At 64.1% G+C, this 25824-nt stretch carries 31 protein-coding genes and 4 tRNA genes; 15 read left to right on the forward strand and 20 right to left on the reverse strand.

What is annotated here, in order from left to right; translation table 11 throughout:
* Positions 1-529: 529 nt before the first annotated feature.
* Together DS837_RS01715 and DS837_RS01720 are read left to right on the forward strand one after the other, a co-directional pair.
* Entirely contained in the window at positions 530-1834 is a 1305-nt protein-coding gene (locus DS837_RS01715; RefSeq protein WP_149163167.1) for an outer membrane beta-barrel protein, read from the forward strand.
* Positions 1835-2066: 232 nt separating this feature from the next.
* Positions 2067-2639, forward strand: coding sequence for a polysaccharide biosynthesis/export family protein (locus DS837_RS01720; RefSeq protein WP_137139015.1), 573 nt, complete (start codon positions 2067-2069; stop codon positions 2637-2639).
* A gap of 164 nt (positions 2640-2803) precedes the next feature.
* Here the strand turns inward: DS837_RS01720 and DS837_RS01725 are convergent, their stop codons facing one another.
* From DS837_RS01725 to DS837_RS01735, 3 genes are all read right to left on the reverse strand, one after another.
* Positions 2804-3076 (reverse strand): hypothetical protein, encoded by a 273-nt coding sequence (locus DS837_RS01725; RefSeq protein ID WP_149163168.1) that lies wholly within the window; start codon positions 3074-3076, stop codon positions 2804-2806.
* A gap of 91 nt (positions 3077-3167) precedes the next feature.
* The gene (locus tag DS837_RS01730; RefSeq protein WP_149163169.1) at positions 3168-3626 is read right to left on the reverse strand and encodes a hemerythrin domain-containing protein; all 459 of its coding nucleotides are present in this window, start codon (positions 3624-3626) and stop codon (positions 3168-3170) included.
* 76 nt (positions 3627-3702) lie between these two features.
* The gene (locus DS837_RS01735; RefSeq protein WP_149163170.1) at positions 3703-3882 is read right to left on the reverse strand and encodes a hypothetical protein; all 180 of its coding nucleotides are present in this window, start codon (positions 3880-3882) and stop codon (positions 3703-3705) included.
* Between DS837_RS01735 and DS837_RS01740 the strand changes: the two genes are divergently transcribed.
* Positions 3866-5152: a tyrosine-type recombinase/integrase gene (locus DS837_RS01740; protein WP_149163171.1), complete on the forward strand. Its 1287-nt coding sequence runs from the start codon at positions 3866-3868 to the stop codon at positions 5150-5152. The genes DS837_RS01735 and DS837_RS01740 overlap by 17 nt on opposite strands.
* A 615-nt stretch (positions 5153-5767) precedes the next feature.
* On the opposite strand, the gene DS837_RS01745 is transcribed toward DS837_RS01740, so the two are convergent.
* The 9 genes from DS837_RS01745 to DS837_RS31935 form a co-directional block, all read right to left on the reverse strand.
* Positions 5768-6601 carry a YdaU family protein gene (locus DS837_RS01745; protein WP_149163172.1) on the reverse strand — a complete coding sequence of 278 codons (834 nt, stop codon included), beginning with the start codon at positions 6599-6601 and terminating at the stop codon, positions 5768-5770.
* Between the two features lie 60 nt (positions 6602-6661).
* Positions 6662-6967: a hypothetical protein gene (locus DS837_RS01750; protein ID WP_149163173.1), complete on the reverse strand. Its 306-nt coding sequence runs from the start codon at positions 6965-6967 to the stop codon at positions 6662-6664.
* Between the two features lie 3 nt (positions 6968-6970).
* Positions 6971-7168 (reverse strand): helix-turn-helix transcriptional regulator, encoded by a 198-nt coding sequence (locus DS837_RS01755; RefSeq protein WP_149163174.1) that lies wholly within the window; start codon positions 7166-7168, stop codon positions 6971-6973.
* An 83-nt stretch (positions 7169-7251) separates the two neighbouring features.
* Complete coding sequence (locus tag DS837_RS01760; RefSeq protein ID WP_149163175.1) at positions 7252-7485, reverse strand: hypothetical protein; 234 nt, start codon at positions 7483-7485, stop codon at positions 7252-7254.
* Positions 7482-7736: a helix-turn-helix transcriptional regulator gene (locus tag DS837_RS01765; RefSeq protein ID WP_247889723.1), complete on the reverse strand. Its 255-nt coding sequence runs from the start codon at positions 7734-7736 to the stop codon at positions 7482-7484. Before DS837_RS01765 ends, DS837_RS01760 begins: the two co-directional genes overlap by 4 nt.
* Positions 7737-7825: 89 nt before the next feature.
* On the reverse strand, positions 7826-8401 hold the full coding sequence (locus DS837_RS01770; RefSeq protein ID WP_149163176.1) for a hypothetical protein: 576 nt from the start codon (positions 8399-8401) through the stop codon (positions 7826-7828).
* Positions 8402-8589: 188 nt separating this feature from the next.
* Positions 8590-9027 (reverse strand): hypothetical protein, encoded by a 438-nt coding sequence (locus DS837_RS01775; protein WP_149163177.1) that lies wholly within the window; start codon positions 9025-9027, stop codon positions 8590-8592.
* Entirely contained in the window at positions 9027-9509 is a 483-nt protein-coding gene (locus tag DS837_RS32330) for a hypothetical protein (RefSeq protein ID WP_211102042.1), read from the reverse strand. Before DS837_RS32330 ends, DS837_RS01775 begins: the two co-directional genes overlap by 1 nt.
* Positions 9510-9927: 418 nt before the next feature.
* Entirely contained in the window at positions 9928-10182 is a 255-nt protein-coding gene (locus tag DS837_RS31935) for a hypothetical protein (protein ID WP_170295705.1), read from the reverse strand.
* Between the two features lie 163 nt (positions 10183-10345).
* Here DS837_RS31935 and DS837_RS01790 point away from each other — a divergent pair, with 163 nt between their 5' ends.
* Both DS837_RS01790 and DS837_RS01795 read left to right on the forward strand, forming a co-directional pair.
* Positions 10346-11209: a hypothetical protein gene (locus tag DS837_RS01790; protein WP_149163179.1), complete on the forward strand. Its 864-nt coding sequence runs from the start codon at positions 10346-10348 to the stop codon at positions 11207-11209.
* Positions 11210-11473: 264 nt separating this feature from the next.
* Positions 11474-11683, forward strand: coding sequence for a hypothetical protein (locus DS837_RS01795; protein WP_149163180.1), 210 nt, complete (start codon positions 11474-11476; stop codon positions 11681-11683).
* 50 nt (positions 11684-11733) lie between these two features.
* On the opposite strand, the gene DS837_RS01800 is transcribed toward DS837_RS01795, so the two are convergent.
* The 6 genes from DS837_RS01800 to DS837_RS01825 all read right to left on the reverse strand — a co-directional run bounded on the left by DS837_RS01800 (position 11734) and on the right by DS837_RS01825 (position 20162).
* Entirely contained in the window at positions 11734-12279 is a 546-nt protein-coding gene (locus DS837_RS01800) for a hypothetical protein (protein WP_149163181.1), read from the reverse strand.
* Positions 12280-12317: 38 nt separating this feature from the next.
* Positions 12318-13406, reverse strand: coding sequence for a hypothetical protein (locus DS837_RS01805; RefSeq protein WP_149163182.1), 1089 nt, complete (start codon positions 13404-13406; stop codon positions 12318-12320).
* A gap of 213 nt (positions 13407-13619) precedes the next feature.
* A complete protein-coding gene (locus tag DS837_RS01810) occupies positions 13620-17030 on the reverse strand; it encodes a hypothetical protein (RefSeq protein WP_149163183.1) in 3411 nt (1136 codons plus the stop codon).
* Between the two features lie 2 nt (positions 17031-17032).
* On the reverse strand, positions 17033-19246 hold the full coding sequence (locus DS837_RS33010) for a lytic transglycosylase domain-containing protein (RefSeq protein WP_211102044.1): 2214 nt from the start codon (positions 19244-19246) through the stop codon (positions 17033-17035).
* 2 nt (positions 19247-19248) lie between these two features.
* Positions 19249-19476, reverse strand: a complete 228-nt coding sequence (locus DS837_RS01820) for a hypothetical protein (protein WP_149163184.1) — start codon at positions 19474-19476, stop codon at positions 19249-19251.
* The gene (locus DS837_RS01825) at positions 19473-20162 is read right to left on the reverse strand and encodes a hypothetical protein (RefSeq protein ID WP_149163185.1); all 690 of its coding nucleotides are present in this window, start codon (positions 20160-20162) and stop codon (positions 19473-19475) included. Before DS837_RS01825 ends, DS837_RS01820 begins: the two co-directional genes overlap by 4 nt.
* 105 nt (positions 20163-20267) lie before the next feature.
* On the opposite strand from DS837_RS01825, the gene DS837_RS01830 reads away from it, so the two are divergent.
* Genes DS837_RS01830 through DS837_RS01840 form a run of 3 tightly spaced genes read left to right on the forward strand, consistent with a single transcriptional unit; the run spans position 20268 to position 21497 of the window.
* Complete coding sequence (locus DS837_RS01830) at positions 20268-20681, forward strand: hypothetical protein (protein WP_149163186.1); 414 nt, start codon at positions 20268-20270, stop codon at positions 20679-20681.
* Positions 20668-21168: a helix-turn-helix domain-containing protein gene (locus DS837_RS01835; RefSeq protein WP_149163187.1), complete on the forward strand. Its 501-nt coding sequence runs from the start codon at positions 20668-20670 to the stop codon at positions 21166-21168. Before DS837_RS01830 ends, DS837_RS01835 begins: the two co-directional genes overlap by 14 nt.
* Positions 21169-21179: 11 nt before the next feature.
* Complete coding sequence (locus DS837_RS01840; RefSeq protein WP_149163188.1) at positions 21180-21497, forward strand: hypothetical protein; 318 nt, start codon at positions 21180-21182, stop codon at positions 21495-21497.
* 64 nt (positions 21498-21561) lie between these two features.
* On the opposite strand, the gene DS837_RS01845 is transcribed toward DS837_RS01840, so the two are convergent.
* Positions 21562-21637: transfer RNA gene (locus DS837_RS01845), tRNA-Thr, on the reverse strand.
* A gap of 91 nt (positions 21638-21728) precedes the next feature.
* Complete coding sequence (rlmB, locus tag DS837_RS01850; protein WP_149163189.1) at positions 21729-22583, reverse strand: 23S rRNA (guanosine(2251)-2'-O)-methyltransferase RlmB; 855 nt, start codon at positions 22581-22583, stop codon at positions 21729-21731.
* Positions 22584-22727: 144 nt separating this feature from the next.
* On the opposite strand from rlmB, the gene DS837_RS01855 reads away from it, so the two are divergent.
* From DS837_RS01855 to rplK, 7 genes are all read left to right on the forward strand, one after another.
* Positions 22728-22813: transfer RNA gene (locus DS837_RS01855), tRNA-Tyr, on the forward strand.
* 64 nt (positions 22814-22877) lie between these two features.
* A tRNA-Gly gene (locus tag DS837_RS01860) sits at positions 22878-22951 on the forward strand.
* A gap of 81 nt (positions 22952-23032) precedes the next feature.
* Entirely contained in the window at positions 23033-24223 is a 1191-nt protein-coding gene (gene tuf, locus DS837_RS01865) for an elongation factor Tu (protein ID WP_149163190.1), read from the forward strand.
* A gap of 153 nt (positions 24224-24376) precedes the next feature.
* A tRNA-Trp gene (locus DS837_RS01870) sits at positions 24377-24452 on the forward strand.
* A gap of 69 nt (positions 24453-24521) precedes the next feature.
* Positions 24522-24719: a preprotein translocase subunit SecE gene (gene secE, locus DS837_RS01875; RefSeq protein ID WP_035675069.1), complete on the forward strand. Its 198-nt coding sequence runs from the start codon at positions 24522-24524 to the stop codon at positions 24717-24719.
* 5 nt (positions 24720-24724) lie between these two features.
* Positions 24725-25255: a transcription termination/antitermination protein NusG gene (gene nusG / locus DS837_RS01880; RefSeq protein ID WP_014241052.1), complete on the forward strand. Its 531-nt coding sequence runs from the start codon at positions 24725-24727 to the stop codon at positions 25253-25255.
* Between the two features lie 134 nt (positions 25256-25389).
* Complete coding sequence (gene rplK, locus DS837_RS01885) at positions 25390-25824, forward strand: 50S ribosomal protein L11 (RefSeq protein WP_014241051.1); 435 nt, start codon at positions 25390-25392, stop codon at positions 25822-25824.

The raw sequence follows: 25824 nt of genomic DNA on the forward strand, positions 1-25824 counted from the left end.
TGGGTTTTGTTTCGGTGGGTAGGTGTTCGGCGGCGGAGTCCTTTCGCGGTCGGACTTCGGAAGGTCGCCGTCAGGCGGCGGGACACTCCCGGGTGTGTAGGGCGGCATCACGACATCGTCGCCAGGGTGGCGGGGCGACTTGGGTGGCGGGGGAGTGGTCAGAGGTCTGGTCATGCCCGGCGTTTCCTCATGGTTCCGGTTGGGGCGGTTCTGGACCGCCTTGAATGAACGGATGCCGCCGAGTGCTGGTTCCCAATGACGCAGGCATACGGGTCGCTGCGGTCCTATGACCTTAGCCCTAACGATGCGGTTGTATGGCAATAGTGCGCCCGTCTGACGCAAGTCTTGTTGCGCCAACAACACAGGCGCGGGCAAAAACCACGGCTGAACGGCTTCACTGTTGCACGGACATCACGCCATGAGTTGTCTTTGCAGCGACTGTCCGCTTCTGCCGGAGCGGCGATTGCACATTCCAAGGCCATTCGGCCGCCCGATACGAGCCACTGATTTCAGCCTTGCGCGGTGACCCATGAAGCCCAGCTCCCTGTCCTTCCTCGCCCTCGCGCTCGCGTCCACCGTGCTGACGGCGCTGCCCGCGGCCACGCCGGTGAGCGCCCAGGAACTGCAGCCCGGTGAAACCGTGCTGGAGCGCCGCCGTCCGGAGGTCGAACAGCTCGGCATCCGCGCCGGATCGTTCCGTATCCTGCCGCGCATCGAGACCGGCCTGACCTATGAAAGCAACGTCTTCGCGACCGAGAACAATACCCGCGACGACTTCATCTGGGTCACCCAGCCGCGCGTCGACGTGCGTTCGGATTTCAACAACCACGCCCTGAACTTCTCGGCCTCCGGCAACATCGGCCGCTTCTTCGACTACTCGTCGGAGAACTACGCCGACTACCGGGCGCAGGTGGACGGCCGCTACGACATCACCCGCGACTCCTCGGTCAGCGGCCTGCTGTTCAGCCGCCGCGACCATGAGGGGCGGTCCGACCCGAACTTCGACGTGTCGCTGGGCACCGGCACCGTGGTGCCGCGCTACGCGGAGCCGGTGAACTACTTCACCCACGGCGGCGAGGCGTCGTTCAACCAGCGCTTCAACCGCATCCGTGTCCGCCTGACCGGCGGTGCCCAGTACACCTCCTACCAGGACGCCGAACTGATCACCGGGCGAACGGAGTCGCAGGAGGACCGCGACCGCTGGAACTACACCGGCACCGCCCGCGTCGGCTACGAGTTCATCCAGGGCTACGAGGCCTTCGTTCAGGGCTCCTACAACTGGACTAATTACCGGCTGAGCCAGGATTTCGGCGGCGTCAACCGCGACTCGGACGGCTACGAGGTCGTCGGCGGCCTGTCCACCGACCTGACCGGCCTGATCAACGGCGAGATCTATGCCGGCTATCTGAGCCGGAACTACGACGATCCGACGCTGAAGGATTTCGGCGGTCTGGCCGTGGGCGGCCGTCTCAACTGGTCGGTGACCCAGCTCACTTCGGTTACCGGTTCGCTCAGCCGTCAGGTCCGCGAATCGACCTACGCCCGCGGCAGCCAGATCGCGTCGAGCTACAACCGCACCGTCGCCGCCGTCGGCGTGGATCACGAGCTTCTGCGCACCCTGCTGCTGAACGCCCGCGTCCAGTGGCGCCAGGACGACTTCAACGGCGTGGACCGCACCGACGACGTCTACACGCTGGGAGCCGGCGCCAGCTATCAGCTCAGCCGCTATGTCTTCGTGAATGGCGGTTATACTTACGAAAAGCGTAACTCGAACCTCAGTGGCTTCGATTACTCCGACAATCTGGTCTATCTGCGCGTTGGCGCTCAGATGTAATCAGATCGTATCGAGGGATACGGAAGGGGCGTCCATCAGCCGATGGGCGCCCCTTTTGCATTTCCGCCTATACGGTGACGCGAATCCTTTTCCTCCGTTGGCGTTACTTCCTCTCCACTTTTTCCCAAGCGCGTGCGAGTTGCTAGTCTCCCTCCGTGACCGCTCAGGGTTCGGCCGCTCCGACCGCGGATGGCTGGGCCCGATGTCCTCACGAGCCATGGAAGGGTATGGGATGAATCGACGTAACGTGTTCCGCGCGCTCGGAATGACCGTGGTCGCCGCCGCGATGGTCGGCTGCGCCGGTGGCCAGGACGCCCCTCTCGAACCGCCGGGCGTCGCCCAGATGACGGACTATCGCCTGGGGGCCGGCGACGCGCTGCGCGTCATCGTCTTTGGCGAGGAGCAGCTGTCCGGCGAATTCCGTGTCGACGGTTCGGGTAAGGTCGCCATGCCGCTGATCGGCGAGGTGACGGCGCGCGGCCACACCCCGCGCGAGTTGGAGACCGACATTGCCAAGCGCCTGTCGCAGGGCTACGTCCGCGATGCCAAGGTCAGCGTCGAGGTGCTGAACCACCGCCCCTTCTTCATCCTGGGCGAGGTCCGCAACCCCGGCCAGTACCAGTATGTCAACGGCATGACCGCCCTGTCCGCCGTGGCGATGGCCGGCGGCTACACCTACCGCGCCAAGGAGGACTATGTCCTGATCACGCGTGGGGCCGATCCCAAGAAGGAGCTGCGCCGCGCCCCGATCACCACGCCGGTGATGCCCGACGACGTGCTGCGCGTGCCGGAGCGTTATTTCTGATCGGCACGCGGTTCCGACGACGCGCCGGACGGTCCATCAGACGGCCCATTTGTTTCGGAAAACTGGGGCAGGCGCCCCGCCACCATTCGACGCCATGACGATGTCCCTCTTCCCGCCGGGAAGAGGGACATTTTTTGCGCCGCAGTCTTTTCTCACCGGGGCCGTCACCCGTCGTTGCGGGTGCCTTTGCCGAAGGGAAGATCGCCCTTGCGGAAGGCGTCGGCGCCCTTGGAGTGGCCCGAGGGCGCGCGCGCTTCGGGAGAGGCTGGATCGTGAGCGCTGGCGGCGGGGGGCGGACGGGTGCCCGCGGCCTCGTCGTCGGTGCCCAGCGGCGCCGCAGCGGGGTCGGCGGCGGGGATCTTGTCGCCGGTCAGACCCTTGTCGATGGCATCGCGCAGGCGCTGCGCTCCGGCGTTGGGGGTATCGGATGTGTCCATGAAGGAACCTGGGTCGGTTGCGGGAAGGGATCGTCCCTTCTCCAACCGGCGCCCGCAGGCACGGTTCCCCGGACGGCGTGGCACGGCCGTCTCAGGAGCGCAGGGCGTCCCGGTCGGCCGCGTCCAGGCCGTCCAGCCAGTCGTCCATGGAAATCATGGGCGGCTCGTCGTCGGCCCGCCGGGCGGCCTCCACCAGTTCGGTGTCGGCGGTGTTCGAATGGACGATGAACCACAGCATCAGCCGATTCGCATCGTCGCTGGTCACCGGGTGGCCGCGCCCAGCTGTGTTCACCAGAGCGTCGATGCCGGCGAGGTAGTTGCGGTGGGCGTGCTCGTGCCGCTCCCGCCGGTCCGCGGACAGGACGGCCATCTCCGCCGTCTCCGTGGCGAAATGCTCGGCCACTTCGCGCCGGAGCGCGGTCAGTTCCGCGAGCCCGACCGGACCGCCCGCGGTCATCGCCGACAGGAGGTCGAGAATGGCGCCGTGCTCCGCGTCGATGACGCCGGAACCGCTCGGAATCAGAGAACAGCCGGCAGGGGCGTGCGTCATTGGCGGGACCGGGCGTCGGTCTGGCGGGAGAAGAGAGGTGGTGCCGGTTGCAGGGCTCGAACCCGCGACCTTCGGTTTACAAATCAGGTGATCCGGTGTTGACGGGGGTAGGGCGGCGTCGATTTTCTTCAGGAATTCCGCCATTTTCAGCGCTGCCTTGTTGATGATTGCTGGTGATTGTTGCGCCCTGGTGATTGCTGTAGGATTGCTGAAAGCCAGCAGCAATCACCGGAGACCCCATGCCCGAGAAGATCACCAAGCGTCTCGTGGACGCGACGAAGCCGGGCACGAAGGACGTGTTCGTCTGGGACAGCGAGGTTAAGGGGTTCGGGCTGAAGGTCACGCCAGCGGGTTCCCGAGTTTATATCGTCCAGTACCGGGTGGAGGGCGGGCGTACCACCGCCCCAAAACGCTTCACCATTGGCAAGCACGGCAGCCCGTGGACTGCCGATAAGGCCCGTGATGAGGCGATTCGAATTCTCGGTCAAGTGAAGGCCGGGAAGGACCCGCAGGCGCAAAAAGTCGCAGAGCGTGAGGCGGCTAACGCCAAGGGCGACACCTTCGCGGACATCGCCGACCTGTTCATCGATCGGCACGCCAAGGTGAATACCCGTGGGTGGAAGGAGACGAAGCGGCTCCTCGACAAGCACGTCACCCCGCACTGGGGTGACCGGCCAATTACCGAGATCACCCGCCGGGACGTGAACAAGCGCCTGGATGAGATTGTCGACTCGGGCACCGCTGTAACGGCCAATCGCGTCCTCGCCGTGGTCCGCAAGCTGTTCGGTTGGGCGGCGTCGAAGGACTACGTGCAGACCACCCCCTGCGTTGGCGTTCAGCCGCCGGCGGAGGAGGAGAGCCGGGATCGCGTACTGACCGACGACGAACTGCGCGAGGTGTGGCTCGCCGCGGGCGGGCTGGGCGATCCGTTTGGGCCATTCGTCCGCCTGCTGATCCTGACCGCCCAGCGCCGGGATGAGGTGGCCGGCATGCGCTGGTCAGAGGTGGACCTTCCGGGCAAGACCTGGATCATCCCGAAGGAGCGGGCGAAGAACGGCAAGGCGCACGTCGTGCCGCTGTCCGAGAAGGCTGTCGAGATCCTGAAGGCGGTGCCCCGGATCACGCTGGAGGACGGCAAGCCATCGGAGTTTGTGTTCACGACGACGGGGCTGGCGCCGGTGTCGGGCTTCTCCAGGGCGAAAACGAACCTCGACCGCTTGGTGCTGAAGGCCCGCCAGGAGGCCGCAGGGGAGGGGGAGGAGGCCGCACCCATGCCGGGCTGGTGGTTCCATGACCTCCGCCGAACGACGACGACAGGTCTTGCCCGTATGGGCATCCCGCCGCAAGTCGCAGACCGCATTCTGAACCACGTCAGCGGCACCATTCGAGGCGTGGCCGCAACCTACAACCGGTTCGAATACCTGGACGAGCGCCGGGCCGCCCTCGACGCCTGGGCGCGGCTGGTTGACCAGCTCGTCACCGGCAAGCCCGACAACGTGGTCGAACTGCGCCCGGCGGTGGCCTGATCCGAAAGCCCGTGGGAAGCCCGCTGATGCGTTCGGCGGGCTTTCTGCTACATGGGTGGCGGCCTACCCCGTTCGAGCGCGCCACGCCTCATCTGCGGGGCGTCTGGCGCGGGTTGGTGGCCCGATGTGAGCCGGCAATCCCAGGCGACGTTTTCGGGGCAAAATTGAGAGGGGATGGCCCTCCGCTAGCGGTCGAGGCCGTTTTTCCGGGGGTGGGGGTCCGGCGGGCGCGGGCGAAGGGTACCCCCCCCTCCAGCCCCAGCGCGGGCGCCTGCCTTCCGTAGCCTGGGCGCCGGGTGATTGCTGCCCGATTGCTGTCTGCATGGGTGCCCCGACAAACCTCTGATATTGCTTACGTAATCGGCGCGACCCTCTGATTGAGGATCAGGTGCTCATGTCGGGACGGCTGTACGTGCGGCCAGCCAGCGGTGGCGTACAGCCGGGCCGGCGGAGATTTTCCGGCCTCGCTTGAGCGGTGTGGACCATCCCCGTGACCCATCCGTCATCTCCACCTCCAGCACCTCCGCGGCCTTGCTCTCCTCCTGCCCAATCACCCCTGTGACGATTTCCCCCTCTGAACGTCACGGTTCTGTGTGGGTTCGGCGTGCGAATGCCTCAGAAGTTCCGCCACGCTGGATTTGTCTTCGGATCGGCTTGGTTCGATCGCTGGACCTCTGTCGGTCCCTCGAAGAACAGCGGGATCTCGTTCAGCGTGGATGCCTGCCGGTTGCCGGACCTCTGGCCACTGTGCAGAAGGCCGTCATCAAGCCAGCGCTGTCCGTTGAGCCATGTGGCCGGGTTCGGCGTGTACTTGGCGTCCTTCCCGGTAACCGCTCTGGCATAGGCTTCAACTGCACGCAACAGCGTGTCGGCATCGACCGCCTTCCTGGCGGTCCGGTACGCCTTCTCCGCCTGTCCCTTTGCGACCCTCTTCGGGTAGGCTCGATACCAGCGATCGAATTCGGCCTCGACGTTCGATCCCCCATCGGGGGATTGGGGGAGACTCTTGGTTTGTGGTTTATGGTTTGTGGTTAGCTTCCGGTCGCCGGAAGCGTCCGCTTCAATTAAGCTGCTGTTATCATTAGAAACACGCCCACGCTTTTGACGGGAAATTGCGGAGTTTTGCCCACCAGTTGCCCCGATTTTCCGCGCCGTTGTGGTGCGGTTCAGAGCCTTTTCCAGCTCGATTTCGCAGCGGCCATTGGTCAACAGGCCGTCGACCAAACGCAACTTCCCCTTGGCGAGTAGGGTCCCGCGGATGCGCACCCACTTCTCCTGGGTGACGTTGCACTGCTTGGCAAGATCGCGCGCGTCGTCCCGGATCGGTCCGCCGTAGCTGTAGATCAGGGCGCATACCGTGATGTAGCAGCCGCGTTCATCTGCCTTGAGCACAGAAGCGCCGACGAGCCATTCGTCCGGGTGGAAATTGACGTGCCGAATCTTGCCCATTCTATGACTTCTTCCGTCTCGATGAATGAGGCCAATCGGCAGAGGCATCAGCCGACCGCATCAATCTGTCCCTCGGTCGTAGATCAACCGGGGCCGCGGGGCCGGGGGCGGCTCCACTGCCAGGCGGATGACACCGCCCTTCACCGTCAGCCTGGGCAGCCCGAAGACCGCAACGCCGCCGGGCAGGTCGGTGGACAGTTTGCCGACGGGGGCGGGCGGGTTCATCAGGCGTTCCAGGTCAGCAAGGTCGCCGCCCTGGAGGGCAGCGGTCAGCACCTGTGCAACCGCGTTGTTCCCGCGGCGCCGCGCCCATCGTGCGACTTGGAGCAGCCGCTCGTCGTCGTTGGCGGGGAGGTTGGTCTGCATGGATCAGGCCTCCCTCGCACGCAGCCACGCCTGGGCAGTTTCCTCCAGGATCAGCCGGCGCCGACCGATGCGAATGGTCTTTGGCGCCTCGCCCCGGTCATCGAGTCGGAAAAAGGTCCGCTCGGAAATGCCGTAGCGCTGGCAAAACTCGCGAATGGAAATCCCGCGTCGGTCGGTTGGTGTCATGATTGGCGACGACATGGCGTTTTCCTGCCTCTTGGTGACGGGAAATGTCTGGCACTGTCCGGCGCTGGCACCCAACGCACGGCGTGCGGGCGGCGACTTCAGGCCGGTTCCGGCATCTGCCCGGAGGTAGCCGGCTTCTCCAGCGTCAGCAGCTTGCGGGCTTCGTCGACGTGATAGAGGGCGTCCCCAAGGTATCCTTCCGCACCTTGCGGATTGCCGGATCGGAGATGCGAAAAGGCTTCGAGAGTGAGGTCGCGGATCACGTCGAGGGCGACCACCGATTCGGCTACGTTCTCGATGATCCCGGTTTCGGGTAGGAAGGGGGCGTTCATCGGGCGGCCCCCGTCTCGCTGGTGCTGCCGCGCCGCTCGCTGCCGATCCAGGCGTCGAGGTCTGCCACGTCGTAAATGACGATGCGACCATGCTTGATGAACTTCGGGCCGCCGCCCTTCACGCGGTAAGTCCTCAGAGAAGACTCGGCATAGCCAGTGTAGGCGGACGCCTCCTTGGATCGCAGAAAGCGCTTTCTGAGGGTGAGCGCGTTCTGCGTCAGTTCTTTCTGGGAGGGTTCTTGCTTCGGCATGTCAGCACCTGTCGCTGTGTGTCTACGTCAGCGACGGTGCCGCGGTCCAAAAGGTAATAAAAATGGTAAATTGTAATTACGTTTAGTGGCTAGCTTTTACCTTTTACCAGTTGGGAGAGATAGGTCTTTGCTGTACCGTCCTTGATGCTCAGATCACGTGCGGCATCGCCGTACATTCTCGTCTTCTCGCTGCGCTCAACTAAGCAGTAGCGCGTGGCATTTTCCGCAAACCATTTCTCTACTCGATCCTGGATGGTGGCCTTCGCCTGGAAGCCATGGCCATAGCCTGCAGACGCAGGGAGTGGTTGGCCGGTGGTGCCGTCGGCCAGCATTCTCATATTTCCGTTTGCAGACGGCGGCCTTGGGGGCGGGGTGACTGCATCAACATCATCGCGAGAAATTGGAACGCAATACCACTCGTCTCTTATGACGCCTCCGTAAAATATTCTCAGCAGGACAGCTTGTCTCTCATAGCATAGGAACGGAATGACCCCTTTCCGGCTCGACAGCATAACAATGATACCGCCAGGAAAGTTGATGCGGCAGGCGACTGTTTTTTTCACTATGGATAGAATATTGAGGTCAGCCACCTCAATGGGCAGTCCTCGCTCCAGCATTATCTGGCGCGCCTCGCCGATTAATAGACTTTTTTCCTGGGAAATCATCGCACCTTCCGCGTGGCGCTGGTCCGCAGAGGAAGCGGCGGGAAGCCGGGGCGGATACCCGGCTTGTCGGTCGGCCAACCTATCCCGCCGCGATCAAAATACCGCATTCGACTGAGTCGCCGTCAACCGCCGAACGAAACCCCGGCGCTGGGCCGGGGCTTCTACTGGTCGGTGGACAACTGAATCGTCTACGAGTCGGCAGCCTCCTCCCGGTCGACGGTGCCCAGCTTTTCCACCCGATAAGCCGTCACCTCTTCGCCCTTGTCCCCCTGCCGGTACTGCGTCAGGCGAACCGCGCCATCTTCCGCCGCGCGTTGCAGTACGTCCGCAAACCCATGCAGGAAGAGGTCCCGATAGCGGTCGGTGGTGAGGTCGCCCATGTGGTAGATCAGCGCGTCGCCCGGCGCCATGTCGGTGAGCAACCGCCAAGCGGCGTTGCGTCCCTCATAGGCCAGAGCGAACTTGCACTCTGCACGCGCACCCAGGCCGCGGGAGAAGGCTGGGATAATGTCCCTGCCGTACCGACTCGCTCGAAGGCCGGCATCTTCCCTGGGGGCGGCCAGCAGCGGGACAAGCGGGATCCTGTTCGGTGTCCGCGACTTCCATTCCTCGATCAGCTCGCCCATCACAGCACCTCCGTCCGCAGGCGCCGACGGATACGTGCCCGGTCGAACAGTTCCGCGTCCTCGGCTTTCAGGTCGAAGGGCAGCCCCAGCACTCCACCGGTAGCGGGCACGGTGGACCATTCCAGGTCGCCGCTGTCCTCCGCGTCGTCGGGGTCGCCGGGGCCTTCAGCGCGCGTCGAGGCCCACAGCTCGCGCAGATCCTCGAACTCGTCGGCGCCCTCGTCCTGCGGCTCCAGGTCCGGATCGCCGTCCATGTGGTCGAGGATGGTGAGCAATGCCTCGACGGTGCGCTCGATGGCGCGGCGTCGGTAGGCCGGGGCAGCCGCGAAGGCGGACACGGCGCCGAGGGCTTCGGCCAGGGCGAGGGACGGCGCCCGGCTGCGCTCAATGGTGCGGAGGGACGGGGTTGCTTTCTTGCCGACGCGGCGAACGGCTCTTGCGTTCCGCGATTGCGTCGGTACACTCTGGGCATGAGAAGGCATTTGCCGACAGCTCCCTTTTAGCTGGGCGGTAATCCAAGGGCCGGTTGGGTGTTGCGAGCACCCGCCGGCCCGTCTCGTTTTAGGCACGTCGATTCGATCAGGTCTGGCCCATCTGGTGCCTCCTGTGGCTCGGTCGCGAAGCGTTAACGTTATTCCATATAGCGTATTCGCGTCTACTCATAACGTTTAGGGGCGGTCTTGTGACGCCGCGCATTCGGGTGGTACCGTCCGGGCGGATCACGGACAGGCGACGTATGCTTACCAGGGAGCAAGTCAGGGCGGCGCGGGCGGTGCGTGGATGGACCGCGAAGGATTTGGCCGAGGCGGTTCGAACGGACGGCGCTGGCCCGTTGTCTCCAATCACGATCAGCCGTTTTGAGAACGGGGCGGACAGCCGTGGTGAGACCCTCCGCCGAATTCAGACTGCGCTGGAGCGTGAAGGCTTCGAGTTCTTGAACAGCAGCTTGCCGGGCATTCGATGGAGCGCCGATGCGCTGAAGCGCTGGGCAAATGGGCAGGAATGAACCGGCTCCCGGCCATTGCGGCGGCGTTCCTGATCGGCGCTGTTTTGGGCGCCACGGTCGTGAGCCATTGGCAGCCAGTGGGGCGTTTTATTGTGGTGCGCGGGCCAACTGACGCTACGGCGTTGCAGGTTGACGCGCGAACCGGCCAAGGCTGGGTAATCCACTGGTCCGAAAGGAAGAACGGATTGCCGGAGCCGCATAGGTTCGAAAGCAACGCTCTTTATCCACTAGCCGAATAACTTGTCGTTTTCCGGGTGCTCGACATTGAAGTCGTTGTGAGTATTCGTTGGCCCTATTGAGTGGGAGATTTGCATGGATTTCTGGACCAACCCTTGGCTGCATACAGCAATTAGCATAGCTGTTGGCTTGATTTCTGGGTACATTTTTTCAAAGATGTCTAAGAATAGATCGTCTATTACATACTACGTTGAGACAACGCCGATTATTGGCCACAAACTCAACAAAATTCCTGAAGGTGCAGAGGTCACTTTTGGCGGTAGAAAAGTTACCTGCCTAACTCGTGCAGTTCTTGTTCTGTGGAATTCAGGAGACAAGACAATATTAAAGGAGCATCTTAAAACTGGCGATAACCTGAGAATAGAGCTGAGTGAGAACCAGCGCTTTTTGTTTGTCGCAACCATAACGTCCACGAGACCGGTAGTAAATATTGAGTTCTTTGTAACAGGTCCTGATTCCCAAATGGTAATTTTCCCGTTTCTTGATCCTCGTGACGGATCTGCAATTGAGATATTTTACGAAGGAGAGGGGGATGCTCCTCAATTAAAAGGTACAGTAATGCAGTCGTGTGATATCAAGAAAGTCAGCGAGCTTGCAAAGGCTGACAGAAAAAAGGACAGCCTGTTTGTAGTGCTTTTCGCTATGATTTTCATAATATTGGGAGTAATGGGGATTTTTGACAGTGATGGAAGTGCTAGAGGTAGATTTGAGAACTATCTGAACGAGAAGTTTATTGAAATGAGCGGGGCTGCGCAGTCAAGTCTTCCGTTTGCTGTCGACGGGATAATGAAGGTAATCATTATGTCTTTTGGATTTTCATCAGCGGCCCTTGGTTTGGCAATAATAATATATTTCTTCCGCGTCAGTAAGGAGATGCCAGATAATTTGAAGAAAACCGTAAGCAAAAAGCCAGAGGAAATTGCTGAGAGCGATAAGTGATTAAAAGTGCAGTTCGAAACCTCTGCCGGGCGGAGATTTTGATCCACGCAATTAACTCGTACAGGAGGTTGCGTGGAGCTCCGTTCTGCAAATAGCTTTGAGCCTGCGGCTTCGTCGTTAAATGATAGGAAGCGCAGATTGACCCTCACTAATAACGAGAGTTGCCCTTCCCACCGTGGGGCAACCAAAAAACTCCGGGTGGGGGGTGAGACTTCATTCCGGTGAGCAGCCCAACTTTTAGTGCAGAACAGGAGAATGAGAGCGATGGCTCTTAATCCGCAGGAACAAAGGGAAATCAACTCAGCCGCTGGGAAAGCAGGAGATGCTTACTTGAGGACCGCCCTCAGGATCAGCAAAGATATCAACGGGAATCGCGGTCAGTATGAAAATGTTCCAACACTCAAGGTGCTTCAGGAAGCTCGTGCTATGTATGAAGAACTCCAAAAGGCTGCGCTAATATCGGGACAGCAATAAATCTGATAATCCCCATCTCATGATGAGGCTTTATTCTTTCAGGGCCTTAGTCAATCTCGATTAATGCGATCTGTCAAATAGTAGAGAGCCAGCAACGTAGAGATAAAAAGGTGTCCGCACGCTCCAGAGAAAAAGGCTATAAAGACATATTTAAGGGCAGCGTAGGTATCTTCACTGATCCACTGATGAAGTGATGGCGCAAATATTTTTGCCGCAACAATGACCATAAAAAGCAAAAGACTTAGAGACGATAGATAGCCGAATAAATAGCAGAGGAATTCGCGGCGTGTCAGTGGTTGCAGCCACTTTTGGGAATGCTGATACACCAGGATGGATGGAGGATGCGAACCTTTCATTACCTCGTCTAGCCCAGGCCTAGAAAAGGTGGCGACAGCGGCAAGGGCTGCAACGAAAAAAGCAATAAGAAGAGCTAGGACATCTTTAATGTCCTTTAGTATGCCATTATCACCCAGTAAGGCCGGCTTTATGGGCAGCAGGTTATAGGCGCCCAAGCTTATAGCTACAGCGCATAAGGGCAAAATGACGTCATAGACAGTTTTCTCTGGATGCGTGATCCGGAGATAGCGCATGGGCACGAACAGTCGCTTGATAGACGAATGAACGTGCCTGGGCCTCAGTGCCATAGGTCGGCGTTCTGGACGAGTCGCTTGATCTTGGCGACCGTCGGTCGATGTATCGACTCCCAGCACTGCTCAAGCTCCTCATTAAAATCAGTTATAATTTCGTTTCGGGCGTAAACAGCTTCAGCTGCATTCATCATTTCAGTGCTCAATCGCGCTGAAGACACCTGCCCAGATGCTGTCCGTCGCAGTTTGATGTCCATGCGAGAGTAGCGCAAGTTCCTCGCACGGCCGAGGATCCCGTTGAGTAGGTTTACCGCATTTTCGCCGTATCGGTCGCTGACAACCTTCAATTCGATTCGGCGCCGAATTGGTTCCACCTGATCAAATTCGTCGAACTCGTCGATGACGTCATCGCCAATGAGTTCCACCATGGTGAGCGCATTGTCTTGAAGGTCATGGCCGAGCTGGCGGGACATCTGGAGCGTTGACGAGAGCTTCGGGCGGAATGAGCGTTGGCGCCTCCCAGGGTCCACAAAGAGCCATCGTGCGGGGTTATCGTCAGTTTCCACCCCTTTGCGGATAAGCCGATTGAGAAATGAGATGATTGCGTTGCGGCCGAGGCTCGGCATACGCTCAAGTGCTGCTCGGTAGACGCCATCCTGCCGAGGCGGACCGATGATCAAATGGGCGGAGTATCCATTCGACTCACCAGCGCGTGGACGTGCAACACGGATACCGCGGGTGGTTGGGTTTAGAAACGCCGGATTCGTGCCCTGCGCATCGCCGGCTTGAAAAAACAACGCCACGGTACCATCAGGATGAATATCGATATCCTGCAAAATCAAAGCGTTGCTGCGCCCCGCGGGAGCATTTACCGGTCGCTCCATCACTGCGACATCGGCGCCTGGTGCAGGCGCAGCGGCCGCGACCTGCGGCGCCTGAGTTTCGGCTAGAAATTCCGCCTCGTCTTCTCGAGCCACTTCATTGGCGTCGCGGATCTCGATGGCTTGCCCCGCAGCCTGCACGCGCTTCAAAACAGCTGCGATCTCGGCAAAAGGTACCCGCGGCCCTTCAGCCGGAACAGCGCCGGCAATAAGATTGAAGAGCAACACTGTCCGCTCGTTTACGCTGGGCGTCATCCGAACTCTCTGCTGGTTGAGGCAAGGCGGACGATTAGGTTCAGCACCTTCGGTGAGCAAATCCTTAACGGTACCACCATTGCGCGTCAACACCCATCAACGAGCAATGAGGAGCGGAAGGTTTATAGCGAAGAGAGTACCTAATTCAGCTTCAAAGTGACGACGGCCGCCCCGGAGGGCGGCTGTCGGGATGACTAGATGTGCACTATTGGATCACCGCCCATGGAGCGCCCGATCGCGCTCCTTCGCCTGGATCGTGGCCTTGAGATCCGGCTCCTCCTGTAGCAGCACCTGCTTGGCGGCCTGCTTGTAGGTGGTGAAGACCTTCGCCAGCACGCCCTGCTTCCCGGAGAAGCCGAACTCCGCGCCGCCTTCGCCCTGGGGCAGATCCTGGTATTCCGGCTGGTCGCCCAGCCACGCCACGTAATCCGGGAAGTTGCGCCCGTCGATCACCGGCAGGGTGTTCATAAGCCGGACGAATCGGTTGTACTGGCCCGCCGACAGGGCCACGCCGTCCATCTTCCGCGGCGGCATCTTCAGCGGCATGCCCGCGTCGATCAGCACCTGATCCGCTGCCGCCGGCTTGCCCCGGCTGATCTTCAGCGGGAGCACCATCTCCCACGGTTGGCCGTCGCCCTGGTCACGCACCCGCCCGAACAGGTCGAGGGACGGCTCCAGATCGTCGGACAGGCCAGGCGTGCGGGCCTTGAACCGCTGGAGTGCTTGGTACCAGCCCCGCACCGCGGGCGAGAGTTGCGGGTCGAAGTCCTCTACCATCGTGTTGGAGGCGTCGGGATTGACGTACCGCTCGATGGTGCCGCGCAGGGAGCTGTAGGGCAGCATGCCGTCGAGGATCACACCGCCGTAGGTGTCCGTCAGGCCCTGCATCAGCGCGCCGAACCGCTCCTCCGGTTCGTCGTACATGCTCTGGAAGACGCGGGCGATCTTGGCGAAGCCGGTGAAGAACGGCTGGTCGCCCATGTAGCTGTAGAAGGCCAGAGCGGCGCCGGCTGCCAGCCCGTCCACCCCGGTGCCATCCTCCGCGGTGAGGGCGTGCCCGGTGATGTCGGCGGCCATGGCGAGAAGCGGCGACAGTGGGTCGAACCGCTCATAGGAGACATAGACCTTCTCGGGCGTGACTTTCACCGCGCCGACCTTGGAAAGCTGGGTGATGGACTCGGGCGTCAGCTCCCCGGCGTTGAACACGAAGCTGTAGGGCTGCCAGCCCTGCCGTTCCAGCGCCTGCCGCAGTTCGGGCCGGCTCGGACCGCTGCCGGTGATCCGGCCATCCAGGGCGTAGCTGGAGGCCGCCGCCATGGCGAGGCTGCCCAGGGTGAACTTGGCAATCGCCAGATCTCGCCGCGCGCCGCCGGCCATGAAGTCCTCTCGGGCCTGGGCGGACAGCGGCGCCAGGGGAGAGCGCTGGATCACCTCAAGCATGATGTTCATCGGCGTGCGGAAGAACGGGAAGATGACCTTCGTGGCCGGGGACATCGCCAGCGTCTGCTGAACGGCGGCCAGCAACGGCGACTCCAGATCGCGCTGGAAGGTCATGGTGCGGGCGAAGGACGCGGCGTCCGCCTTCACCGACGGCGGCGGGTTCTCGATGAAGGTCGCCGCGAAGTCCGCGACCTGTCGGCGGGCTGTGGCCGGGTCGGCGCCCCGTTCGATCAGATCGTCGAACATCGCGCCGCCCTGCCGGTACGCCTGGGCGTGCAGTTCCATCCGATAGCCCACGGCCTTGAAGAACTCATCCTCCGTGAGCATGGCCCGACTCGGGAGCGTGACGAACTTCCCATAGAGGTTCACCGCCTGCCCGACAGGACCGGTCAGGTTGAACGCCTCCGCGCTGATCGGGTTCAGCCGGTCGCCACGGGCAATTTCGACGCGGGACGCGATGTCCTGGATGGGCATGTTCTCCCGCCACGCCCGGCGGGCGATGGACCAGCCGTCGAGGAAGCCGCGCAGGGCACCCGTGGTCATTGCCAACGCCTCTCCCATGGCGGCCCGCTCCGGGTCGGCGCCGGGCAGATGGGTGCGGCCCGCTCCGATCACCGCAGCGAGTTGGCGCTCCAGGATCTGCATGCCGCCGAAGACGCCGTTGCTGGCGACGTTGACGAGGTGCGTCTTGGGGCTGGAGAGCAACCCGTTGATGAACTGCGCCAGGAAGGCGTCCGACAGCTTTGCCAGCATGCCGGCCTCGGCCAGCTTGTTCCGGGCGCCCTGGGTGGACAGGCTGAGGTACTTCGTCGCCAGATCGCGCACTGACGCCTCACCGCCGTATTCGTCCAGCACCCGGCGCACCGCCTCCCCGGCGGCCACGTCGCCCGCGTCGCGCGGGATGCGGAACACCGCCAGCGTGCGCGCCACGTCGCTCTGGATGCCCTTCACGGACTTCGCCAGGGCGCCGTGGAAGGCCAGTTGCTGGCGGAACTTCAGCTTGTCGAGGTCGGTGGCCGTGGGCAGCACCACGGCCTTCGCCAGCCGGTCGAGTTCCCCACTGCTGGCCGTCAACGCGCGCAGGGCGTTCAGCATGTCCTTGCCATTCAGCAACTCGCCGCCCTCGCTGCGGTTCAGCACGCGGGCGATGAACTTTTCATCGATGCCCGCGGCTTGGGCCTGTTGCTGGATTTCGGTGAAGGTCACCTTCTGCGGGGTGGCGAACAGTTGCCCGGTCCGGTCGATTGCCGCCTTCACGTCGTCGGGACCGACGATGCGGTCCAGGTTGAAGGTCAGGGCCGGGGGCTTGCCGGCGGTGCTGCCGGTGCTGTGCTGGAACGCCAGCGTTTCCGCTTCGGTGGCCTCGCGCACGGCGACGTAATCGCCCACCTTCCCGGATAGCCTCCCGCCGTCGAGGATCGGCTCGTCCACCCGGCGCGCGGTGGTGCCCATCCGGCGCAGCATGGCGCCCGCCGGGCCGCTGCTGAGGGTGGCCCCTGCGTCCTCCACCCCCGTGACCAGCCGGGCTGCCGCCGCGGCGCCGGTTGCCGCGCCCTTCAGCGGGTCCATGAAGGCCGCGCCGACCACGCGCCCGGCGTCCGCGAGCGCGTCCTCCGCCACCTGGGCACCGTCCCGCTGGTCGAGGGGCTGGGGGCGCACGAAGGGCTTCAGCTTGCCGTCCGCCGGATCGCGCTGGATCGCGAACAGCAACTCGTTCGGGTTGACCCCCGATTCGTCCCACAAGGCCACGGCATCCGGCGGCGCGACCTTCTGGCCCTCCGCAGCATCAGCCGGCGCGCGCTGCCCGGACAGGGCAAGGCCCAGGTCTTCACCCATGCGCCGTGCCGTGCCGCCCAACTGGTCGAGGAAGGAAGGGGCTGGAGCGGGGGTGTCGGCAGTGTCGACACCCTGTGGCGCCTGTCCTCCGCCACCCGGCGCTGGAGTCTTGTCGCCGGTCTGGGCCAGGGGCGGGGCGTTCTCCGCCGGGCCGCGATAGACCAGCGTCGTGAAGCCCGGCCCGTTGCCGTACCGCAGGATGTGGCCTGGGTTCTGCTTGTCGGGAATGTCCTCGAAGCTGTCGAAGCCACCGGACGTGTCGGGCTTGGTCACCGGGGGCGGGGCCGGTTCCAGGCGAACGCGGGCACCGATGCGGGCGTCGAGAAAGGCGTCGTCGATGGTGCTCATGGTCAGTCCCCGTGAACCTGCTGGATGGCGGCGCGGAGCTGCGACAGCTCACGCTCGTTGAAGAGGCCGCGCTTGAACATGCCGAAGAGGCCCGACTTCGGATCGGACAGCCGGCGGGCGGCCTCGATGTCGTCGAGGCCGTCGAAGTCGAGGGTGATGAGGTTGCCTTGCGCGTCCCGGAGACCAGCCGCGCGCACCTTGTCGGCGGCCTCCTTCAGTTGCGCCTTGTACTGGAGTGCAAGCGGGCTGCTGTTGCGCTGGTGCTGCTGCGTCTGATCGCCGTCGATCACCCGCTTTGCGATCTCAACTGGGTCGAACGGCTCACCGGACTTCCGGGCCGCGTCGATCGCGTCGTCGAAGGCGATGCGCATGCGGCTGGCGGCCTTGGCCTCCCCGCTGCTGGGGTTGAACAACCCGCCCTCCACCAAGCCCGAAGCGGCGCGGATGCGGGCCAGCCCGGTCTTGTAGCGCTCGTCCTCCTGCTTCCCGATCTTGTCCATGAGTCGCCGGCCCGTGTCGAAGGTCAGGCCGCGCCCCATGAACCCGATCAGCCGGTCGGCGCTGGTGATCACGCCGCGTTCGATCTGGTCTTCGAGGCTGAACAGCAGCTCCGGATTGTCGGTGCCGGCGTTGCGGCCCTGTTCCATCAGGCGGCTGAAGGCTTCCGGGTTGACGGTGCCCAGCGCCCGCACGCGGCCTACCAACTGGTCACGCTTGGCGAGGAAGTCCGGCGCCGCGGTGTCGAGGCTGGCGAGGTCGTACAGGGCCTGATTGGTCGCCTTCTCGCGACGGGCCTGATCATGCCGCTCCTGCCGGTCGACCAATGCGGAGGTGGCGCTCGCCAGCGACAGCAGCTCCTTCCGGACCTTCACCTGTCCTTCGACGGACAGCGCCCGGTAAGCTGCGCTCGCCTCCGTTCCGGCCTGCCCGGTGGTCAGCATGCCACAGGCGGACAGCGGATCGAGGCCGTCCGCCCATTTGAGGATCACACCCGACGCCTGGTTCTCCAGCTCTCCGATCTTGCCCAGCGCCCGCGCCTTCAGTTGTTCGTGCTGGCTTGGCGACATGACGAAGCGGGCCGAGGGTTTGCCGCTCAGGAGGGAGGCGGTGGTGCCGACCGCGGCGACATACTCGCGGGTTTCCTTGAAGGGAATCGCCGCCGCCCATTCGGCGTCGGTCATCTTGCCGGCGCGCGGGTCTCCGATGTCCTTCAGCCACCCGTCCACCGTGCCCGGCCCGGCGTTGTAGGCGGCCAGGGCGAGCGTGCGGTTCCCGTCGTAGCGGTCGAGCATCTTCCGCAGGTAGGCGTTGCCCAAAGCCTCGTTGTAGGCCGGATCGGTGCGGAACTTCTGCTCGTCCCACGGCAGGCCCGCCGCCTGCGCAGCTTCCGGCCCGGTGCCGGGCATCACCTGCATGACGCCGACGACGCCCTTGCTGCTGGTCAGGGGCGTCACACCGTCCGCCTTGAACTGGCGCCCGCCGCTCTCCTGCCGTTTCACAGCCGCAGCCAGGACGGCGAACGCGCTGTCGTCGGTCAGGCCCAGGGCCTCGACTTCGCGGCGCGCGACATCCGCCCCGGATTTCCAGAACGTCGTCGTCAGGTGGGCGAGAACGCTTTCGCCCTGGGCCGCCGCGGAGCGCTTCTTCATCTCCAGGGCGACATATTCGGGAGACCAGAAACCCGCCGCCGCGCCCGCGTTGAGGTGCCGCTGCTGATCGTCCAGGGCTTCAACCACTCCTTGCTGGTCGCCCGCGCCGGCCCGGTTCAGCATTTCGAGCTGCGCGTCATCCAGAACCGCGCCCAGCGCATTCACGGCCAGCCGCTTGTCTTTCTCCGCCGCGGCGCCCGTGATGGAGTCGAAGACGCTGAGATGCGCCTTCCCAAGCGCGATCCGGGCGCGGTCGGCATACCGCAGCGGCACCTCCTTGAGAGTGCCATCGGCGTAGCCCTGCCAGCCCGCATTGAAGGCCGTCGGGTCGTCGGGATGCTGGGCCTTCAGCTCCAGCGCGGTCCGCCGGGCGTCAAGCTCCAGCGTTGCGACCTGCTTCGCATCGGCGGCGGCGAGCAATTCTTCCGCATGGTTCCCGACGGCCCCGGAGAAGTTCCTCAACGCCGCCCAGGCCGCGCCGGCATTGGGATCGGCTTGTACCAGCGGCGACGGATCGAGGAGGACGGGCGGGCGGTTGCCGCCGGTGGGAAGTCCAGTGCCGGCCATGGTTATGCTCCGGTGTGTTCAGCGGCGCGACGGCGCGCAGCCCGCGCGGCGAGTTGTTCGATCAGGCGGGGGCTGTTGCGCAACCCGGAGGCGTCGAGGAAGGCGTGAACCGCCGGCCAGCGCCGGGCCGCCCGCTCGATCAGCCCCGCAGCCTCCCCGATCATCTCGTCGGCGGCGGCGCCGTGCTTCTCGCGCAGCGACGCCGCCACCTGTTCGGGGACGACGGTCATTCCACGCGCCGGCGGTCGGCTTCGGTACGGGTGCGAGTCTCGGCGCGCATCTCGGCGAGTCGCCGCGTGCATTCAGCGACCTTCGCTTCGATCGTCGGGGCAGAGCGCGGGCGGACGACGCTGACGTAAGTCGGAAAAATCTCGTTATTCGGGCCGCCCGCATTGCTCAGCACGAGCGGGAACAACTTCGCCAGCTCCAGGTTCTCACCCAAGCTGGCCATTCCGTACCGGAGATGCGCGTGGACATGCTGACGGCCCAGCGTCACAGCCCGGTCGATCAGATCGGTCAGCTCCGAGTATTTGGCCCCGGCTTCCTCCAGAGCCGCCTGGGCCGCCTTCGCCACGTCGAGCGCCTGCGTCAGCAGCGCTTCGGCCTCGTCCCAATCCGCCTTGGCCTGGGCCGCAGCCTCCTCCGCCAGCGCTGCGGCCAGCAGTTCGCGCGCGCCCTCGATACCGGTGGCGAGCTGGTCGCGGCGCGCCTTGGCGGTGGCGATCTCGCCGGGGATTTCCCGAAGGCGGGCGGCCTTGCTCTCGCTCAGCAGACCGACGGTGGCCAGCGTGGCGGCCTTGCGCTGTTCGTCCTCCAGGATGTCCAGCGCTTCGGTCAGTTCGGCGCGCTCGGTCTCCGCCTTGGCAATCGCCGCCTGAATGCGGGCGGATTCCTTCGGCTCGGTCTCGGTCGTCATGGGTTCGGCCTGTGCTGGTGAAACTTGCCGAATGGTGAGGGTGCGTGCGTTGGCCAGCCAACGCACAGCGTGTGAGGTTGGTCCCGTCATTGCACGGAGGCGGACGTGAGCGACAATCAACCTCAACGGCAGTTCGTTTACCAACGGGCCTGGGGGAAAATCCCTTGGGCCTATCACGCGATTTGCCGCGAGTTGCGGCGACACCTGAAGCAGCGCGGCTGGGCGCACTGGCAACTCGACGACGCGGCGGGTTGGAACGACGGCTATGCCGGCAAGGTGCTGAACCCCGCAACCCCCTCCGGGCGTATGGCCGGACACGACATGCTCGACCTCGCATTCACCGCCCTGGTCGGTCGCGGGTACCGGGTTCTCGTCATCCCGAACGGCTTCGACGTTTCCGCTCCTGGGGCGGTCCAGACGCTGTTGGATGAACAGGATGCCACGGAGGTCGAGCGCGTCGCCAACATGATCGAACTGGCCGCCTACACCCGAAAGGTCCCCAAAATTGCAGAAGTCTAACCACCCCGTCCCGGCGCCGACGAAGGGCGCCATCCCGCCGGCCAAGAAGAAGGGATTGACCAAGAAGGTCCGCGCCGCGATCGACGCGCTGATCGCTGGCCGTGCCAAGACCCACGAAGAGGCGGCGGCCATCGCCGGCTGTGCCCGTGAGTCCGTCTCCCGCGCGCTCAAGCGGCCCGAGGTGCTGGAGGAGATCCGGCTCCGGGTCGAACAGCAGCTCAAGGGCAAGACGCTGGCGCGGGCCGCCGGCAAGCTCGACCAGCTCATCGACGCGAACAGCGAGAACGTTGCCTTCCGCGCGACCGAACTGGCGCTGGGCCTGAACGGCTATCGGCCTCCCCAGCAAGGCACCACGGTCCAGACCAACGTGAACGTCGGCTGGATGATCGACCTGCGCACCAACGCCGACGGCCCCGGCCAGCGGCTGGGTGACAGCACGGTCGGCGGAACGATCATCGACGCCGAACCGGTTGAACAGAGCGAATGAGGGAAGAGGCCATGGACGACGGCTATCAGAAGCGGCGCGACGAACTGGTCGCCGGCCTCCAGGCGATTGAGGCAATCCGGGCGGGGCGGGCCAGCGGACCGGCGCCGTCCATCCTCGACCAGCTTCCGCCCGGACCGGCCCCGGAGGAGCCGCGCCAGCATGACGCCCATCTCTTCGCCCGCCTGCAGGATCGGGCGCGGCGGGAAACGGCGGAACTCACCGCGGAGCACGAGCGCAACCTCGCGGCCATTGCCCGCCTTCGGTTCGACCACGCCCAGCGCAACGGGGAGCGTCCGTTCGGGGTGGTTGAGGGCGGGATTGCTCAGTGATTGCTATACGATTGCTGAAACGAGCGAGGCCGCCCGGAGGCGGCCTCTAACCCATTGAATTCGTTGGTGCCGGTTGCAGGGCTCGAACCCGCGACCTTCGGTTTACAAAACCGCTGCTCTACCAACTGAGCTAAACCGGCGTGCCGCCCGGCCAGACCGCGGCGGGCGCTTACACTAGCGTCCCGCGCGGTGCGCGGCAAGCCTCACCTGTGCGGCGCGTTCGGCGACGCGTCAGCGCAGCCGGGCGACCTCGTAGAGGGCGACGGCGGCGGCGTTGGACACGTTCAGACTGCCCACCGGGCCTTGTGTCGGCAGGCGGGCGATGATGTCGCAGCGCTCCATGGTCAAGCGGCGCAGCCCGGCACCCTCGGCTCCCAACACCAGCGCGGTGCGGCCCGTCAGGTTGCATTGGGCGAGCGTGCTCTGCCCCGACTCGGCAAGGCCGACGGTCCAGAAGCCAGCTTGCTGGAGATCGGCCAGCGCCCGGGCCAGATTGGTGACGCGGACCAAGGGCACCGACTCCAGCGCTCCCGAGGCGCTCTTGGCGAGGACCCCGGTGGTTTCCGGTGCGTTGCGCTCCGTCACCACCACCGCCTTGGCGCCGAAGGCCGAGGCGGAGCGCAGGATGGCGCCGACATTGTGGGGGTCGGTCACCTGGTCGAGGACGACGATGAGCGCCGACGGGTCCGAATCGGCCTCCGCGCAGAGGTCCTCGATCCCGATCTCCTCCAGGGGCGCGACGTCCAGCGCCACGCCCTGGTGCACGGCGCCCGCCGGCAGCATGCGGTCGAGGTCGTTGCGGTCGGCCGGCATCAGGCCGGGCCGCTGCAGCCCGCGGGCCCTGGCCTGGGCCAGCACCGGCTCCAGTGCGGCGCGGCCCGCCTCCGTCGCGATCAGCCGGTGGATGCGCCGCTCCGGGTTCAGCCACGCTGCCGACACCGGGTGCAGGCCGTAAAGCAGGACGCCCTGCGCGCCGCGCCCGGGGGAGGAGCGGTCGCCGCGCGACTCGCGGTGGGACGGGGAGTGGTTCTTGGCCGGGGCAGGGGGCTGGCCTTGCGGGGCGGATGGCTTTTTCGAACGGGTCATGGTGTCCGGCTGGAGGGGGCAGGGCTAAGCCTGCCGCGGTTATTCACAGTTTTCTGGTTTGGACTGCTTCAGACGTGTTGACAAGGCCTGAAAAATTCTCATAGTGCCGAACTCCGCGGCGGGCATGTCCCGCAGCGGGCCTGGGGAAGGGTGGCCGAGTGGTTAAAGGCAGCAGACTGTAAATCTGCCCGCGTAAGCGTACGCTGGTTCAAATCCAGCCCCTTCCACCACTACATTCCACGGCTTGTCCGTGATCGCGTTTCCCGGTCGATAGCGCCGGGCGGGGCATGGCAGGCGGGTGTAGCTCAATGGTAGAGCAGAAGCCTTCCAAGCTTACGACGGGGGTTCGATTCCCCTCACCCGCTCCAATCCCCCCGCGCTAAGGGAAATGTCGGTCTCGGCCGGGCCATTGTGTGCGTCCGGAACGTCGGGAACGAAAGACCAAAGCGATGGCGAAGGCAAAGTTTGAGCGGAACAAGCCGCACTGCAACATTGGCACGATCGGCCACGTCGACCACGGCAAGACGTCGCTGACGGCGGCGATCACGAAGGTGCTGGCCGAGAGCGGCGGCGCGACCTTCACCGCCTACGACCAGATCGACAAGGCGCCGGAAGAGAAGGCCCGTGGCATCACGATCTCGACGGCGCACGTCGAGTACGAGACGACCAACCGCCACTACGCCCACGTCGATTGCCCGGGCCACGCCGACTACGTGAAGAACATGATCACGGGCGCCGCGCAGATGGACGGCGCGATCCTGGTCGTGTCGGCCGCCGACGGCCCGATGCCGCAGACCCGCGAGCACATCCTGCTGGCCCGCCAGGTCGGCGTGCCGGCGCTGGTGGTGTTCATGAACAAGGTCGACATGGTCGACGATCCGGAGCTGCTCGAGCTGGTCGAGATGGAGGTGCGCGAGCTGCTGTCCTCCTACCAGTTCCCGGGCGACGACATTCCGATCGTCAAGGGCTCGGCGCTGTGCGCTCTGGAGGACCGTTCGCCGGAGATCGGCCGTGACGCCATCCTCAAGCTGATGGCCGAGGTCGACCAGTACATCCCGCAGCCGGAGCGTCCGAAGGATCGTCCGTTCCTGATGCCGATCGAGGACGTGTTCTCGATCTCGGGCCGCGGCACCGTGGTGACCGGCCGCGTCGAGCGCGGCATCGTCAAGGTCGGCGAGGAAGTCGAGATCGTCGGCCTGAAGGCGACGGTCAAGACCACCGTGACCGGCGTCGAGATGTTCCGCAAGCCGCTCGACTCGGGTGAGGCCGGCGACAACATCGGCGCGCTGCTGCGCGGCACCAAGCGTGAGGACGTCGAGCGCGGCCAGGTTCTGGCCAAGCCGGGCAGCATCACGCCGCACACCACCTTCAAGGCCGAGGCCTACATCCTGACGAAGGAAGAGGGTGGCCGTCACACGCCGTTCTTCACCAACTACCGTCCGCAGTTCTACTTCCGCACGACCGACGTGACGGGCATGGTGAAGCTGCCGGAAGGCACCGAGATGGTGATGCCGGGCGACAACATCTCCATGGAAGTCGAGCTGATCGCTCCGATCGCCATGGACGAGGGTCTGCGCTTCGCCATCCGCGAGGGTGGTCGGACCGTCGGCGCCGGCGTCGTCGCCTCGATCATCAAGTAAGTTGAGGAGTCGATCCCGCCGCCGTTCCTCCGTGGTTCGGCGGCGGGATTGATCCCTGTCGATTTCGGCGTGCCGGCCGATAAAAAGGCTAGCAAGCCACGCGGCTATGCGCTATAAGCTCCGCTCCCCGCCGGGGGTAGAGCCTGCGGCGATAGGAGTGTAGCTCAATTGGTAGAGCACCGGTCTCCAAAACCGGGGGCTGGGGGTTCGAGCCCCTCCACTCCTGCCACGCCGTACCGAACAAGAACGGGTCGCTGACCGCGCCCTACACGTCGCACCGGAGCCCGCACGGTCTACGATGGCTAAAGTGAACCCCGCAGAATTCGCGCGCGACGTCCGCCGCGAGGTGGCCAAGGTCACCTGGCCGACCCGCAAGGAAACCGGCGTGACGACCGCCATGGTGTTCGTCATGGTGGTGCTGGCTTCGCTGTTCTTCCTCGTCGTGGATCAGGTGCTGGCCTTCGCCGTCCGTATGATCCTTGGGCTGGGAGCCTGATCGCCATGGCCGCGCGCTGGTACGTCGTTCACGTCTATTCGGGCTTCGAGAAGAAGGTTTCCCAGGCCATCCGCGAGAAGGCGGCTCAGAAGGGTCTGGAAGACAAGTTCGAAGAAATCCTGGTGCCGACCGAGGAAGTGGTCGAGGTGCGCCGGGGTTCGAAGATCAACACCGAGCGGAAGTTCTTCCCCGGCTACGTCCTCATCAAGATGGATTTGACGGACGAGTCCTGGCATCTCGTGAAGAACACGCCGAAGGTCACCGGCTTCTTGGGCGGGGGCGGCAAGCCGCAGCCGATCAGCCAGCGCGAAGCCGAGCGGATCATCCATCAGGTGCAGGAAGGCTTTGAGCGCCCCAAGCCCTCGATCACCTTCGAGGTGGGCGAGCAGGTTCGTGTGAGCGACGGCCCCTTCACCTCCTTCAACGGCACCGTCGAGGAAGTCGACGAGGAGAAGGCCCGCCTCAAGGTGGCGGTGTCGATCTTTGGCCGCTCCACGCCGGTCGAGCTGGAATACACCCAGGTCGAGAAGGTCTGAGGTCAACAGTTTTCCCGGGGCACGTGATGAACAGTCACGTGCTCCTTTCTGCTGCGGAAGGCCCGCCATAGCCGCACCGCAAAGCCCCGCGACGCCCGTCAGCGTACCGAGGCGTCGTATCTGGAGGTTGTGACATGGCAAAGAAAATCGTCGGCTTCATCAAGCTGCAGGTTCCGGCCGGCAAGGCGAATCCGTCGCCGCCCATCGGCCCGGCGCTCGGTCAGCGCGGCCTGAACATCATGGAGTTCTGCAAGGCGTTCAACGCCAAGACGCAGGATCTGGAAGTCGGCATGCCGATCCCGGTGGTCATCACCGCCTACGGCGACCGTACCTTCACCTTTGTCACCAAGACCCCGCCGGTCAGCTACTTCCTGAAGAAGGCCGCTGGCATCGACAAGGGCTCGCAGACCACCGGCAAGGGCGCTTTCGCCGGCAAGATCACGAAGACCCAGATTCGTGACATCGCCGAGAAGAAGATGAAGGACCTGAACGCCCACGACGTCGAGGCGGCCGCGAGCATGATCGCTGGTTCCGCCCGCTCGATGGGCCTCGAAGTGGTGGAGGGCTGA

Origin of the sequence: Azospirillum brasilense (assembly GCF_008365405.1) — a bacterium.
Classification (GTDB): domain Bacteria; phylum Pseudomonadota; class Alphaproteobacteria; order Azospirillales; family Azospirillaceae; genus Azospirillum; species Azospirillum brasilense_D.